Annotated in this window: 13 protein-coding genes and 5 pseudogenes; 12 read left to right on the top strand and 6 right to left on the bottom strand. The window is 67.3% G+C overall.

Features of this window, described 5'->3' with window-relative positions; all coding sequences use genetic code 11:
* The first annotated feature begins 34 nt into the window (after positions 1–34).
* The 5 genes and pseudogenes from G5C60_RS11645 (at position 35) to G5C60_RS11660 (ending at position 3856) form a co-directional block, all read left to right on the top strand.
* A complete protein-coding gene (locus tag G5C60_RS11645; protein WP_165257824.1) occupies positions 35–427 on the top strand; it encodes a winged helix-turn-helix transcriptional regulator in 393 nt (130 codons plus the stop codon).
* Positions 428–541: 114 nt separating this feature from the next.
* Positions 542–1624, top strand: a complete 1083-nt coding sequence (locus G5C60_RS11650; protein ID WP_165257826.1) for an acyl-CoA dehydrogenase family protein — start codon at positions 542–544, stop codon at positions 1622–1624.
* A gap of 593 nt (positions 1625–2217) precedes the next feature.
* Entirely contained in the window at positions 2218–2628 is a 411-nt protein-coding gene (locus G5C60_RS11655) for a hypothetical protein (RefSeq protein ID WP_165257828.1), read from the top strand.
* Positions 2629–2652: 24 nt separating this feature from the next.
* Positions 2653–2883, top strand: a pseudogene (locus G5C60_RS51815) (IS5/IS1182 family transposase); the annotation flags it as partial.
* 169 nt (positions 2884–3052) lie between these two features.
* The gene (locus tag G5C60_RS11660; RefSeq protein ID WP_165257831.1) at positions 3053–3856 is read left to right on the top strand and encodes a class I SAM-dependent methyltransferase; all 804 of its coding nucleotides are present in this window, start codon (positions 3053–3055) and stop codon (positions 3854–3856) included.
* A 468-nt stretch (positions 3857–4324) separates the two neighbouring features.
* Here G5C60_RS11660 and G5C60_RS11665 read toward each other — a convergent pair.
* Positions 4325–4515: pseudogene (locus G5C60_RS11665) on the bottom strand (IS110 family transposase); the annotation flags it as partial.
* A gap of 89 nt (positions 4516–4604) precedes the next feature.
* Between G5C60_RS11665 and G5C60_RS51820 the strand changes: the two are divergent.
* Positions 4605–4823, top strand: coding sequence for a hypothetical protein (locus G5C60_RS51820; RefSeq protein ID WP_241266713.1), 219 nt, complete (start codon positions 4605–4607; stop codon positions 4821–4823).
* Between the two features lie 242 nt (positions 4824–5065).
* Here G5C60_RS51820 and G5C60_RS51825 read toward each other — a convergent pair.
* Positions 5066–5377: pseudogene (locus G5C60_RS51825) on the bottom strand (transposase); the annotation flags it as partial.
* A gap of 175 nt (positions 5378–5552) precedes the next feature.
* Between G5C60_RS51825 and G5C60_RS11680 the strand changes: the two are divergent.
* Positions 5553–5747: pseudogene (locus G5C60_RS11680) on the top strand (FAD-dependent monooxygenase); the annotation flags it as partial.
* On the opposite strand, the gene G5C60_RS54055 reads toward G5C60_RS11680, so the two are convergent.
* A complete protein-coding gene (locus G5C60_RS54055) occupies positions 5693–5926 on the bottom strand; it encodes an SDR family NAD(P)-dependent oxidoreductase (protein ID WP_420907362.1) in 234 nt (77 codons plus the stop codon). The pseudogene G5C60_RS11680 and the gene G5C60_RS54055 sit on opposite strands and share 55 nt — an antisense overlap.
* Positions 5927–6118: 192 nt before the next feature.
* Between G5C60_RS54055 and G5C60_RS51835 the strand changes: the two genes are divergently transcribed.
* The 3 genes and pseudogenes from G5C60_RS51835 to G5C60_RS11705 all read left to right on the top strand — a co-directional run bounded on the left by G5C60_RS51835 (position 6119) and on the right by G5C60_RS11705 (position 8241).
* The gene (locus G5C60_RS51835; RefSeq protein WP_241266698.1) at positions 6119–7105 is read left to right on the top strand and encodes a helix-turn-helix domain-containing protein; all 987 of its coding nucleotides are present in this window, start codon (positions 6119–6121) and stop codon (positions 7103–7105) included.
* A gap of 245 nt (positions 7106–7350) precedes the next feature.
* A pseudogene (locus G5C60_RS11700) lies at positions 7351–7732 on the top strand (SDR family NAD(P)-dependent oxidoreductase); the annotation flags it as partial.
* 221 nt (positions 7733–7953) lie between these two features.
* On the top strand, positions 7954–8241 hold the full coding sequence (locus G5C60_RS11705; RefSeq protein WP_165257835.1) for a hypothetical protein: 288 nt from the start codon (positions 7954–7956) through the stop codon (positions 8239–8241).
* Between the two features lie 133 nt (positions 8242–8374).
* On the opposite strand, the gene G5C60_RS53630 is transcribed toward G5C60_RS11705, so the two are convergent.
* Complete coding sequence (locus tag G5C60_RS53630) at positions 8375–8542, bottom strand: hypothetical protein (RefSeq protein ID WP_338145782.1); 168 nt, start codon at positions 8540–8542, stop codon at positions 8375–8377.
* Between the two features lie 318 nt (positions 8543–8860).
* Positions 8861–9562, bottom strand: coding sequence for an SDR family NAD(P)-dependent oxidoreductase (locus G5C60_RS11710; RefSeq protein WP_165257947.1), 702 nt, complete (start codon positions 9560–9562; stop codon positions 8861–8863).
* 96 nt (positions 9563–9658) lie between these two features.
* Between G5C60_RS11710 and G5C60_RS11715 the strand changes: the two genes are divergently transcribed.
* A complete protein-coding gene (locus tag G5C60_RS11715) occupies positions 9659–10090 on the top strand; it encodes a TetR family transcriptional regulator C-terminal domain-containing protein (RefSeq protein WP_338145783.1) in 432 nt (143 codons plus the stop codon).
* A gap of 305 nt (positions 10091–10395) precedes the next feature.
* Entirely contained in the window at positions 10396–10986 is a 591-nt protein-coding gene (locus G5C60_RS11720) for a hypothetical protein (RefSeq protein ID WP_420907363.1), read from the top strand.
* Positions 10987–11630: 644 nt separating this feature from the next.
* On the opposite strand, the gene G5C60_RS51840 is transcribed toward G5C60_RS11720, so the two are convergent.
* Positions 11631–12617: a helix-turn-helix domain-containing protein gene (locus tag G5C60_RS51840; protein WP_241266699.1), complete on the bottom strand. Its 987-nt coding sequence runs from the start codon at positions 12615–12617 to the stop codon at positions 11631–11633.
* Positions 12618–13346 lie beyond the last annotated feature (729 nt).

The following is a 13346-nucleotide window of genomic DNA, read 5'->3' on the forward strand; positions in this document are numbered from 1 at the left end:
CCGTCAAGAACGCACTCTGGGAGAACCAAGGATCATGAGGGATACCGACCCGCACGGCGTTGACGCGGGAACACGCATCGTTTTCCGGGCGGACTGCCCCAGCCGGCCCATCCTCGACCAGATAGCAGACAAGTGGTCGATGATGATCATGGCGCTTCTTGAGCAGCCCATGCGGTTCAATGAGCTGAAGCGCCGCTTGGAAGGCGTGACACAGCGTGTCCTCACTCAGACACTGCGCCGTCTTGAGCGAAACGGCATGGTTCGTCGGAAAGTACTGCCGACCTCACCGATTGGCGTCGAGTACTCGCTCACGGCGCTGGGTGAGTCCCTGCGCGAGCCGTTCGGGCATCTCTACGGCTGGACCGTCGAGCACAGCGAGGAAATCCAGAACTGCCAGCGGGCATACGACAGCAGAGCTGACACATAGCCGCTTGCTCAGTCACCTATAGACATGTGGGCGTGGTCACCACGCTCAGCCGCATATGAACCGGGGCGGCTCACGTATGGTCTGGCACGCGCGGCAGCTGGTTGCCTTGATGCCATGATCGATTACTCCACCGAGGATGAGACCATCCGGGTCCTGCGTGCCCATGCCGAGAACGCGGAACAGAACGACCGGCCCGCCGCGGAGAGTCTGGAGGCGCTACGCAAGGACGGGGTGTTCGCGCTGCGGACACCGCGGGAGTACGGGGGTGCCTGGGCGGGCGCGGAGGCCGTCGCGCGACGCCTGACCGGCTTGGGCCGAGCTTGTCCGTCCACGGCCTGGATCGCCGGGACGTGCGTGACCGCGAAGAACATCACCGCCAAGTGTTTCCCGGATGAACTGGTGAGTGAGGTCTTCGCCGACCCGGACGCTCTCTTCTGCGGAACAGGTGTCCCCGCCGGCCAAGGCGAGCGCGTGCCTGGGGGCGTGCGCGTCAGTGGCCGCTGGCCGTACGTCTCCGGGTGCGAAGACGCGGCCTGGGCCGGCTTCGGTCTGCTGATCGACGGCGAGTTCTCCTTCGCCCTCGTACCGACGGCCGACCTGGCCATCGAGCGGACCTGGCACATGGCCGGTATGCGTGGCACGGGCAGCCACACGCTGGTCGCCGAGGACATATTGGTGTCGGCTGAGCGAGTCGCGTCGGCTGAGCGAATCGAGGCAGCGAACCCCTTCTCCTTCGGGGACAGACTGCTGTACGCGATGACGGTGCTCGGACCGGTGCTGGGGGCCGCCCGGGGCGCGCTCGACGCGATCAACGCGATGTTCGCTTCGGACCGCAAGCCGTTCATGACCGCCTACTCCCGGATGGGGGACTCCCCCGGGGCCCGGCACTGGCTGGCGGAGGCGACCCACCTCGTGAACCGCGCCGAAAACACCATGCTCGCAGTCGCCCGGGCGGCGGACACGGCCGAACTGTCCGAGGCTGACGATGCCCGCCTGCACATGGATCTCGCGGACGCCGGCCGGGACTGCCGGGCCGCGGTCGAGCGGATGCTCGACCTGCACGGCGCGAGCGGTTTCAACAACGCGAACGTACTCCAGCGGTATTGGCGAGACATCGCCGTCGGCAGCCGTCACCCCCACCTGAACCCATACCTCGCGGCCGAGACCTTCGGCACGGGCCTTGCAGCAGTGTCATGAGCCTCCTGCGTCTTCATGACGCTCCGAGACAGTTGATGTCCAGTCCCTCAATGCTGTGACTCTGTCGGTGATGGTGACGAGGTTATGCGGTGGTGGTGCTCAGACCGCGGAATTGATTGGACCGGCGGGGGCGGCGGTGCGCTGTCGAACCAGTCGGCGATTCGGGCCATGGTGCAGGACCGCTCGGTGAGCATGTACGGACGGGGCTCTTCGCCGGTCTGCGGTAGCGGGAGCGGCGCAGGCTGTGAGCGCGGACGTTCTGGGGGAGAGGGGCCTCGACGTAGGCCCGGATCCGGACGTCAGCCGCAGGGTACTCGCGAGCATCGAGGCCGATGGTTGCTGACTACGCACCTGTTCAAGGCTTTCGTAGGCGGAGGAAGCCGCCGAGGCGGACCCGGTCTGTCACCTGGGTGCCCCGGCGGGCCTCCAGCCCGGGTCCCGCACCGGCGATCCGATCGCGTGCCCGTGTCTGGTCGTGGCGCACAGTATGGGCGGCGTCGTGGCGACCGCCGTCGCCGAACAGGCGCCCGAACTGTTCGCCGAACTCATGTACGTCGCGGCGTGCGCCCCGGTCAACGGCATGCCGGCGGCGCATGTCGGCGGTGCGTTGCGATACGACACAGGCGAGCGATCGGCGAGCCGCCATCCGCGAGGCGTTCTACAACGACGACGTTGACGACGTGATCGCCGAGGCGGCGATCTCGCTGCTGACAGTGGACGCACCTACCGGTGTTGCCGCCGAGCCGATCACGGTGACTGCCGAACGGTTTGGTTCGATCCCGCACAGCTCTATCGTCTGTGCCAGGGACAACGCGATACGCCCGGAGTTGCAGCGCCTCTTCGTCAGGGAGATCGACGCTGTTTCGGCCATGCCGACGAGGGTTGTCGAGTTCGACCCCTCGCACTCGCCGTTCCTCTCGCAGCCGACCGCCCTCGCGGACGTCATCCGGTCGGCACACAGGGCGACACTCCACCGCGATCGGCCTCGGACCGCCGGCGTTTGATGCGGTTGAGGCCCTCATCGCGCGCACAAGAAGCATGGGATGAACGTGCAGCCCTCGCCGACCGGTTGGGAAACCTGATGTGGGCCCGGCCCGGCGCGGTGCACGACATCCGTGCGGGCCGCGCCCACAGCATCGTCGATGCCCTGGCCGCGGTCGGTGCTCCGTGCTGGGCGGACAAGATGTACCGAGGAGCCGGCACCGCGGTGCGGGCGCCTTTCCGGAGCCGAACGGGAGAAGCTGTCCGCCGGCCAGCAGTGCGGGCACGGGCACCGCGGAACGCCAGACACAGACGCGTATGGGCCCGGGCTTTATGCGCATGGGCGCAGGGCCCTCGCGATGGTTCTCTGGGATCAGTGTGATCGCCGCCGAGACGCCTCAGAACTCGCACTCGCATGGGCCACCTCGGCCGGAAAGGGATTCAGTCATGACGCATGCCTCCGCCGTTGCCAATCCCGTCGTCGACGCCGTTCTCGACGCGATCGAGATTCCGGAGAATGCCGCCGTCGTCGATCTCGCGTGCGGGTTGGGGCGGCCCAGTCTCACGCTCGCCGCACGCCGCTCCGACGTCACCGTGCTCGGCGTCGATCTGGATCCCGCGGCCATCGGTCACGCCCGAGCAGAGGCCCGCGCCCTCGGCGCCACCAACGCCGAATTCGCCGTGATGCCCCTGGAACAGTTGACGATCCCGGCCGCCTCGACCGACGTGATCGTCTCCACATTCGGATTGCTGCAGGTCGGTGACCCACGACAATCCCTCCGTGAAGCCGTCCGCATCATGCGGCTGGGAAGTCGGTTCAGCCTGGCGACCTACGGCGACATGCGATCGAACACCCTGTGGTCGCTGGCCGCCCCGATCCTTGCTTGGTACGCACCCCCTGGCACCGCGCCGGGCTCCCGTGTGCAATCGTTCCCGGATTCGACCGCTCGGAAAGAACTGCTGCGCGAAGCGGGCTTCGGTGAGGTCGAGGAAAGCACTGTGGATTTTTTCATTCGACTTCCGGACTTCGCGGCGATCTGGCGGATGCTCTCGCAACCTGGAATGTTTGGCGGCATCATCGACGCGTTCTGCGGCGGCACCGCGGTGTCGGTTCAGCGAGATCTTCGGTCGGCCACCGAGGTATACGCGGATGCGCCCGGCGGCGAGTACGTCTTCCCGGCGTCCTGCCTCATTCTCCGGGGCACATTGCACCTCCGGGACCCGTTGTCGCCCGCGTTTTGGAACCGGTGAACCAGGCAGCCGAACTCCAGGGCGGCTGAAGGTGTGGGCGGTTGAATCCTGGCTCAGTCAAGATTTTCGTGAAGCTGATCAGTGAGTCTGTTTGGTTCGTGACTCCGTGTCGGCACCGGCGAGAGCGGGCCCGTTGCCACCAGCCTCGCCGTCTCCGCCTGCGCGCTCGGCGCCGCCATCCACCTGATCTTTGAGTTCCCAGGGTTCGGAGACTCTGTCCAGGTGGCCGGGAATTGGTCCGCACCGCCGGTGGCGCCGCCCGGTGGTCACCGGTGGCGGCGCTGCCTCGGGCGTGCGGCACGGCATCCATGCCCACGGCGGTCGCGGCGACAGCAGCAAGCCGGAGCGGGAGTGCCGTCAACGGAACGGCGCGGCCGTCGAATCCCGCCTCCGGCGGAATCGGCGCCCACAGCCAGCACCAGCCGCGCCCGCCGAAGCAGGACGACGACGGGAATCTCACTGATCGTGTCAAGCCGCCTGCGTGACCAGCGGGGCGGAGGTGAACAGCCTCTTGTCACGCAGCATGGCCCACGGGACATCGACCCGGCGGCGGGCGGGCGCGAGCAGCGCCTGGGTGTGCATCAGCCCTTGGTCTCGCTTCTTGAGGTAGTAGTCCCGCGAGGGTCTGGCCGCATCATCGCGGTCTGGGCCGCCATGTATCCTCGACGACTTCGAAGCGCAGATCGTCGTGCACCTGCACCTGCACCTGAAGGCCGACTCACCCATCCTGTCCCGGTCCGCTCGACCGATGACCGAACGGCTCGTGACCGACCTGCGCGACTGGGCGCTCGAACACCATCCTCACCTGTCTGAGCCGGAGATCATGCTCGTGACCAACGTCGCGGTCACCGTCCTCGGGACCGCCGTCCAGTACTGGCAGGTCGACCAACCCGCGGCAGACCGGATCGCCGCCGTGCACGCGATGCTGGACCGCGTCGGTACCGGCCTGGCAGCGGCGCAGAGGTAGAGATCTGGGCGGTCCCCCACCGGATTCCCGCTCTCGCGAGTCCAGCCGCGGCCACGCCCGTCCAATCCGAAGCTGTCGGACGAGTCACCTCGGTGGGGTGTCGGCCCTCGCTGCCGGCTACGCACGCTGACGCACCCTCTCCCGCCGCACCGCGGTCGACGGCCCTGCTCATCATGGTGATGAGTGCCCAGTTCAGGTGGGCTTCGGAGTGCTGGGGCAGGCGTTCGTAGTCGCGTGCGCTGCGGCGGGCGTTCATGCACCAGTCGATGGTCCGTTCGGCTTTCCGTCGGCGGGGCAGGACGGCAAAAGCCCTTGGTGCCCTTCGGCCTGGAGACGATGCGCACAGTGAGCCAGAGGCGTTCGCGGTCCCAGGACACGAGTTCGCCCGCGTAGCCGCGGTCGGCCCAGACCTGGGTGATCTGCGGCTGGGTGAGGCGCAGGCGCCAGAACACGTCGCGGGCGGTGTCGCGGTCCTGGAGGTCGGCGGGCGTCACCGTGATCATCACGGGCAGACCGAGCGTGTCGACCGTGATGTGTCGTTTGCGTCCGTTGATCTAATGGGCGGCGTCGTAACCGCGGCTGTCCCTACCGACGGTGGAGGCGGCCTCGACCGATTGGGAGTCGACGATCAGCGTCATCGGGTGGGGGCAGCGGCTCTTGCCCGTACGGATCCGGCGGTTGCGGTAGGCGGCGGGCCAGCCGGGTCGCGCTGCCGAACCGGGACAGTCTGCCGGGGACGCCGCCCACATCCACTGGCCGGTCGGCGGCGTCGGCCTGAACGTCGGGCTATCGGGCTCCAAGACGCAATGAACCTCGGCTGGAAGCCGGCCGCCGTGGTCCCGGGGTGGGTCGACGCGGAGCTGCTGGACCTACCACACCGAACGCCACCCGGTCGGCGCCGAGTTGGCCGAGCACACCTTGGCGCCCAGGTGCAAGACATCCCCGACCCGGGGATGCCATTTCCACGCGGTCCAGGCTCTCTTGGATGTCTGCCGCAGAGTCGCCTCAGCGCGGCCCACGAGCGCCACGGTGTACCCGACGGCGACGAACCGATGCGCAACCGCGGTCCCGAGGCTCGTACCGGCACCCGTGACGACAACCACGCAGCTGAAGTCCCGTTGCTTCGCGAATGTCCGTCCTTTGTATCACCGGGCCCAGAACCGCCCGGGCTTGCGCCTGCCGCCATAGCCTAGGAACTCGTCACGGCACGCACTTGAACCACAGTGGCGTCCGGACAGAACACATGCGCCACACGAAGGCGTCGGAACAGCGAACACGAGGTGGATCGACCGAAGATGAACAGCACTGCATCGGAGACCGACGGGGCGCGGGGGGCGTTCGCCGTGGATTCCACGGTCCCGGGCGCCGCACCGCGAGGATTCGACGCCTTCCGTCGCGGCTGGCAGACGCAGATCGGCAACGCCTTCATGGTGCCGACCTTCAGCCCGGCCACGATCGCCGACTTCCGGTTCAAGGGACGCGTCGCCAGGGTGCGCGACGCGGCGATCGGTGATTTCCACAACGCGTCGACCGGCCGGACCACGGACGACCCAGGCGGCGTTGAGGATCTGGTGCGGATGTACGTAGTACGGCGCGGCGCATGGATGTTGGGCCGCCCGCACGATCGCGGGGAGCACACCGTAACGGCCGGGCAGTTCCTCCTTCGGCACTTCGAGCGCCAATATCCCTTCGAGACGGCGCCGCACACCACGGCGCAGTTCTTCTTCCTGCCCTCCGCGATGCTCAAACCCCTGCTCGGGAACCGCACCGTCATCGGGTCGGCGGACTCGGCCGAGGTGCGCCTGTTCACCGCCCACTCGAACATGATCCACGCAACCGTGGCCGAGCTCGGCCCGGCCGGTGTGCACGCCGCCCACAGCACCCTGATCGAACTGGCCAAGGCCGTGGCAGTGCGTCGCTTCGACGACGTGGAACCGCAACTGGCCCCCGCACTCACCCGCGCCGCGAAGGACCTCGCCAACAACCACCTCCCGGATCCCGAACTGTCCCCGGCGATGCTGGCACGCGAACTCAACATCTCCGTACGCACCCTGCAGCGCGCGTTCGCCACGGTGGGAGAGTCGGTGACCACCTACATCCGCCACCGGCGGCTGGAAGAAGCCCGGCTCGCCCTCACCGCGCCATCCGGCCGATGGAGCATCTCCGAACTGGCCGCCCACTGGCAGTTCGCCGACAGCAGCCACTTCATCCGCGCCTTCAAGAAACACTACGGCCAAACGCCCACCGAGTACGCCCGCTCGACCAGGGCGGCTGACCGCTGACACCGACACCGACACCGACTCCGATCCCGACCCCACCGGCCACCGGCCGACCGCCAGGCACACCGTTGCAACCAATGAGTGGTCCGGGTGAGGTCTTTGGTCCAGGTCATCGAGGCGCGCAGGTGGAGGCCGGCGAGGTAGCTGTCCGGGGCCTTGTGGTGGCCCGTGGCGATACCTCGCCAGGCTTTGAGCTTGTTGATCAGGCGCTCGACGGTGTTCCTCGCCGTGTGAGGTCGGCATTGTGGTTGGACAACAATGCTGGTGTGCACGGCCCCGTCGGCGATCCCAGCGTCCGCACCACCACCGCGTTCCTGCCGCTGCTGCGCCGCTCGGACGACCCTGTGATCGTCAACGTCAGCAGCGGCATGGGCTCCCTCGCCCTCACCCACGACCCCGGCCCGGCCGGAGCCGCGCGTCATAGCACCGCTGTACACCTCCTCGAAGGCGGCGTTGACGATGCTGACCACGCAGTACGCCAAGGGGCTCAAGGGCATCCGCGTCAACGCCGCCGACCCCGGCTGCACCGCGACCGACCTCAACGGTCACAGCGGCCCCCAAACTGACACGAAGGGCACGGATGCGATCGTCGCCCTCGCCACCGAGGAGCCCGGCGCGGCACCGGCAAGAGGTACCTTCCGCCGGTGCTTCTCAATCTGCGGGAGTCACCCTCGCGTCGGTACCCGAACCGGTAGATGTTTCTGTGTGACGCGAGTGCAACTGACAGACCAGGAGAGGGAGTTCAGCGACCCATACCTGCCGATCGGCGAGTACGGCCCATACCCTAAGAAATGTCAGCGTTGAGCGAGAGGTCCGACGTGAGTGCTTTCTATTTTCTTGCCATTCTTACCGTGGTCATAGCGATAGTCACCGGCGCTGTGACGTACCCGCTCGTCCGGCGTGACCTCAGCCCGTCGGGAGCGCTGCTGGCCGTCGGGTGCGTTGCCGTGGCCGTGGGCGTCGGCTGGCTGTTGACGCTTTTCCATGCGTTACTCGGTTTCGCGGTCGGGCTTGTGGTCTATCTGGTGACGCGCCGATATTTGACGGGTACGCAGGCGATGGCGGCCGGTGGCGCCGCTTATGTCGTCGGCACGCTGCTGTCCGTCGGTGCCCTGATGATGGCCCTCAGCGGGATGTAGAGCATGGAGTTGTCAAGCTGTCCATGGGCTGGGTGGATGAGGGTGTGGGGGCGGTGGCGGTGCGCGTTCAGAACCACGATGGACACGCGGCCCCTTGGCCAACTCGTCCTCCAATACGGCGAAGAGGGAACGCTCAGTTCGGGATGCGACGCTGACCCCTGCGAGCGCAGGCCGCCCTCGGGCCGAGATGTTCCCAGGCCTGGAGCCACCGCTGCATCGACCGAACGCTCACGCTCACTCGTAACCGCTTTGCGATCTTGGCGTTGGGTAGGCCGGCGTCGAACAAGGCAGCAGCTTCCATGCGGATGCGCTCGCGAAACGCGGGCGAGGTCGGCCAGGATGGGGATGTCCTGGCGTTTGCAGACCGCCTTGTCGGTGCCGTCCTTCGAGCCAGTACCGGGCTGGAGTTCGGCGCAGGCGAGCCGCTGGGGCCGTAACGCCCCGCCCACGGGCGGGTTGGCGGGCACAAGGTGCTGCCGCCAACCCTCCCACCTGGTCAACACGGGATGTGGGCAAGCCGTCAGGCCCCATGAGAAAGGCCGTCCGGTGAACCAGGGTGCCCGGTATGCCCACCGTACGAGGGGCGCAGTCAGACCTGGGCCGGGCCTCGGTCGACGAATCAGTCGACGCCGTTGACGAAGCTGGAAGCGTCCGAGGCCAGGAACGTCGCCACGGCGGCGATCTCATCCGGGCTGCCGATCCTGCCGAGCAGTAGTTCCGAGGCGAGCTGGTGGTCCGGGCCTACGGCGCCGATCAGGCCCGGGGACTCGGTCGGGCCGGGGCTCAGCAAGTTCACCCGGAACTTCCGTTCCTGGGCGCTGAGCGCCCAGCTGGGCACCAGGTTGCGCACCGCTGCCTTCGAGGCGCCGTAGATTTCCAGGCTCGGTGCGGGGCGGAGGGCGCTGGTCGATCCTGTCACTACGATCGAGGCGCCGTCCGACAGCAGGGGCAGCGCCTTCTGTACGGTGAAGATCGTGCCCTTCACGTTCGTACCGAAGGTGGCGGCGATGGCTTCCTCTGTGATCTCACCGAGATGCTGAGGGACAGCGCTGCCGGCGTTGGCGACAAGCACGCCGATGCGGCCCGCCTCCTCGCGCACGACCGAGTAAAGGTCATCGAGGTCCGTCTGTACCGCAACGTCGGTCCTCACACCGGTGGCCGCCGGCCCGATCTCAACGACGGCCGCGTCGAGCGGCTCCTGACGGCGACCGACCAGGAACACCCGCGCCCCCTCCGCGGCGAACCGCCTGGCGATGGCAAGCCCAATGCCGCTGTTGGCTCCGGTGACCACCGCCACCTTGCCTGCGAGTACTTCCGTCATGACGCGCGCACTCCTCAAGACATCGCCGAGGCAACGGGGCTCGGCAAAGGCAGCCTGTACGGCGCGTTCTGCGGAAAGCAGGAACTGTTCCACCGCGTGTTCGACGATTACTGCGGCTCCGTCGTCGATGCTGTGAGCCGACAGCTGCGCGGCAACGACCCGGACGCCTACGCGCGACTGTCCGCCCACGTGTACGCGGTGGCGGCGACTGCCGCAGACACCGTCCACCGCGGATGTCTGTTGGCCAAGGGCGCCGCCGAGCTAGCCGAACACGACGAGACGGTGGCCAAGCGGGCGCGCGCGGCCATCGAGGCGCTGCAGGCGCTGCTGGCGCTGCTGGAGGGCGACATCTCAGCCTGTCAGCGCAATGGCGATATTGCCGCGGACGCGGATCCGGGAAAGCTGGCCGCGCTGGTGCTCGCCGTACTGCGCGCCATTGAAGCGCTGGGCAAGGCCGGAGCGAGCGAGGAGACGCTGACCGATATAGCCTGCACAGCCCTTGCTGTACTGCCCCGCCCCGCTCACTGAGTTTCTTCGGTCTGGCCACCGATCGGGGGATGGCCGAGGGTGTGTGACAACGGTGCAGGCTGACGAGGTCACCGTTCAGGATGCGACGCGACGCCAGTCCGCTGTGAGTGAGGACCGGCGCGCATATCAACGCTCCAAACGACGAACCGTTTGGCCGCCCATTCCGTCTCCATGGTCGATGCGGTATCTCGACGAGAGATGCCTCGGGGTGCCATCGAGGCATATGTGTGTCTAGAGGAAGGACTGCCGGAACGGTGTTAGTGAGCCACAGGAAGAGGACCGTCGGCTGGATCGCCGGGGGCGCGTTGGCGGCGATGGTCGCGGGTGTCACGGGGTGCTCGAACGATACGGGCTCCGCCGCGGACAAGGAGCCGGCCGCAAGCAGCTCGACCACAGCCGACTCGGAGAAGGCGAAGAAGAGGGAGCAGCAGGATGGTTCGGCGGCGGCGCAGCCCTCGGCCGTCCGCCAGTCCACAGCCGAGGGGGCGGTTGCCGCGTGGGTCACCGCGGTCATCAAGGGGCAGCCGAAGCAGGCGTGCCTGCTGATGGGCGAACCCGCCGCCGATTCGTCGCCCGCGCGAGCCGGCACCCCGTCGAGGTGCAACAGCAATGCGCCTGAGGTGCGGCAAATGCAGGACAACATTGGGAAGTTCCGTACGTCGTTCATGCCCGAGCCGCCCACGAACAACCCGAAGGTGGAAGTCGCCACAGTCCCGGTCACCGGCGACAAGGCGATGGTCCCCGCCGACAAGGTCACCGTCGACGGACAGACTCTCGACAAGATCATCCTGTCTCACTCCACCGGCTTGGAGTCAGGGCAGTTGGACGTTAAGGTGGAGTCCACCAAGATCGCCGACGCCTGGTATGTGACCAATCTCGATTTCAACGTCGGCTGATGCTGTGACCGGGAACGTTGCCCGGTGGGGTGGTCAGGCTGCACGGCCGCAGCGCCCCCCGGCCTTCGTCCACTCCGCACGGACATGTGGTTGTACGTTTCATGGTGTCGGCGTTCCTCAGCAGCGTGGGCCGCGCCCCGGGAGGCCATCACCTCGCCGGGGCCCGAGCTCTTCATGCTGCTGTGGTGCGCGCGCTGCGAGTTTCACGGTTTGTGATACGTCGTCAGGTGACGCCGATCCAGGAGGCGAACCCCGACAGCGATTGCTTGCTGTAGCGCTCCAACTGAATCAGCGTCAGCACGACTTCCCGCACCTGGGGATGGTTGCGGGTCTGCTCGGGAGCGACTCGTCGTGCGGCCGTCGAACGGCACGATGGACCCGAGGTTGTACTCCTCACCCAGTCCACCACTCTGCCCGCGGACGTCGAACCCGTGCGGGCTGGGCGCTGGTACATGGACGCGGCCAGGGGCTGGCTCGACTACGGCAACCGTGAGAAGGCGCTCGCCTCGCCAGGTGTACGGCGCCGGGCACGCTCAGGGTGGGCGCGTCCATGCGGCCGATGTTCTCACCCACGTCGTGGCGCACACGGTCAACGTCCCCGCGTCATTGGTCAGTTCATGCGTCAGAACCTGCTTCAGGTCGGTTCAGCGTGCGGCTGCCCCGGTCGAGCGGGCGTACTCGGTGGGCGTTTGGCCGTAGTGTTTCTTGAAGGCGCGGATGAAGTGGCTGCTGTCGGCGAACTGCCAGTGGGCGGCCAGTTCGGAGATGCTCCATCGGCCGGATGGCGCGGTGAGGGCGAGCCGGGCTTCTTCCAGCCGCCGGTGGCGGATGTAGGTGGTCACCGACTCTCCCACCGTGGCGAACGCGCGCTGCAGGGTGCGTACGGAGATGTTGAGTTCGCGTGCCAGCATCGCCGGGGACAGTTCGGGATCCGGGAGGTGGCTGTTGGCGAGGTCCTTCGCGGCGCGGGTGAGTGCGGGGGCCAGTTGCGGTTCCACGTCGTCGAAGCGACGCACCGCCACGGCCTTGGCCAGCTCGATCAGAGTGCTGTGGGCGGCGTGCACACCGGCCGGGCCGAGATCGGCCACGGTTGCGTGGATCATGTTCGAGTGGGCCGTCAGCATGCGCATCTCGGCCGAGTCCGCCGACCCGGTGATACTCCTGTTCCCCAGCAGAGGTTTGAGCATCGCGGAGGGCAGGAAAAGGAACTGCCCCGTGGTGTGCGGCGCCATCTCGAAGGGATACTGGCGCTCGAAGTGCCGGAGGAGGAACTGCCCGGTCGATACGGTGTATTCATCGCGCTCGTGCGGGCGGCCCAACATCCATGAGCCGCGCCGTAATATGTGGATCTCCACCAGATCCCGATCGCCGCCCGGGGGGTCCGCGATCCGGGTGGCCGACGCGGCGTGGAGATCGGAGATCACTGCGTCGCGCACCCTGGCGACGCGTCCCTTGAGCCGGAAGTCGGCGATCGTGTCCGGGCTGAAGGCCGGCAGGGAGAAGACGTCGCCGACCTGCGACTGCCATCCGCGATGGAAGGCGTCGAATCCTTGCGGTGCGGCGTCCGGGACCGTGGAATCCACGGCGAACGCCCCACGCGCCCCGCCGGTCTCCGCTCCAGTGCTGTTCATCTTCGGTCGTTCCACCTCGTGTTCGCTGTTCCGACGCCTTCGTGTGGCGCACATGTTCTATCCGGACGCCGCTGTGGTTCAAGTGCGTGCCGTGACGAGTTCCTAGGCTATGGCGGCAGGCGCAAGCCCGGGCGGTTCTGGGCCCGGTGATACAAAAGACGGACATTCGCGAGGCAACAGAACTCGAGCCGCGTGGCCGTTGCCCCGGGTGCCCGTGGGCGGCCTCGGACGTCGCGGACCTGGCCGCCGTCACCGTGGTCATGAACGGTGTGCCGAGCGATTCACTCCCGTTGGGGCAGCTCGCCCCTATCCGACTTCTGCAACGGCGAGGACGTACAAGATCCCCTATGCGGTAAGTACCGCTGCCGCACACCGACCACCTGAGGGCCTGTTCACTGGATCCAAGCGTCACTGCGTGGCGAAGTTGTCGGAGCGCCGTCGTCAGAGGGTGGTACGTGAGTTGATGTCCGTTTCGCTCTTCCGGGAGGGGCAAGCGGGCTGGCCGCGGCGTCGCCGGGCGGCTACAGCCGCGGCTGGGTGAACAAGCCTTGCTCGGTCTCGACCAGGATTCCGCGCTCGGTCAGCCGCTTGGGCTTCAGACGGGTGTTGTTGATGGTGTTGGGTGCGATCTCTGTTCAACGCACCCCGATCGGGTGAGCCGTACTAGGCGTGCCGAAGACGCCGCGGACTCGGTCAGGCAAAAGGCGCGGATCTGGCTGCGGGACGACG

Source organism: Streptomyces scabichelini (genome assembly GCF_011045015.1).
Lineage (GTDB): Bacteria > Actinomycetota > Actinomycetes > Streptomycetales > Streptomycetaceae > Streptomyces > Streptomyces scabichelini.

Bases quoted from the DNA above. Each gene is read 5' to 3' on its own strand.
- G5C60_RS11660 (WP_165257831.1), top strand. From the start codon at position 3,053: ATGACGCATGCCTCCGCCGTTGCCAATCCCGTCGTCGACGCCGTTCTC.
- G5C60_RS11710 (WP_165257947.1), bottom strand. From the start codon at position 9,562: ATGACGGAAGTACTCGCAGGCAAGGTGGCGGTGGTCACCGGAGCCAAC.
- G5C60_RS11650 (WP_165257826.1), top strand. From the start codon at position 542: ATGATCGATTACTCCACCGAGGATGAGACCATCCGGGTCCTGCGTGCC.
- G5C60_RS53630 (WP_338145782.1), bottom strand. From the start codon at position 8,542: ATGGAAGCTGCTGCCTTGTTCGACGCCGGCCTACCCAACGCCAAGATC.
- G5C60_RS11645 (WP_165257824.1), top strand. From the start codon at position 35: ATGAGGGATACCGACCCGCACGGCGTTGACGCGGGAACACGCATCGTT.
- G5C60_RS11655 (WP_165257828.1), top strand. From the start codon at position 2,218: ATGTCGGCGGTGCGTTGCGATACGACACAGGCGAGCGATCGGCGAGCC.
- G5C60_RS51835 (WP_241266698.1), top strand. From the start codon at position 6,119: ATGAACAGCACTGCATCGGAGACCGACGGGGCGCGGGGGGCGTTCGCC.
- G5C60_RS51840 (WP_241266699.1), bottom strand. From the start codon at position 12,617: ATGAACAGCACTGGAGCGGAGACCGGCGGGGCGCGTGGGGCGTTCGCC.
- G5C60_RS51820 (WP_241266713.1), top strand. From the start codon at position 4,605: ATGACCGAACGGCTCGTGACCGACCTGCGCGACTGGGCGCTCGAACAC.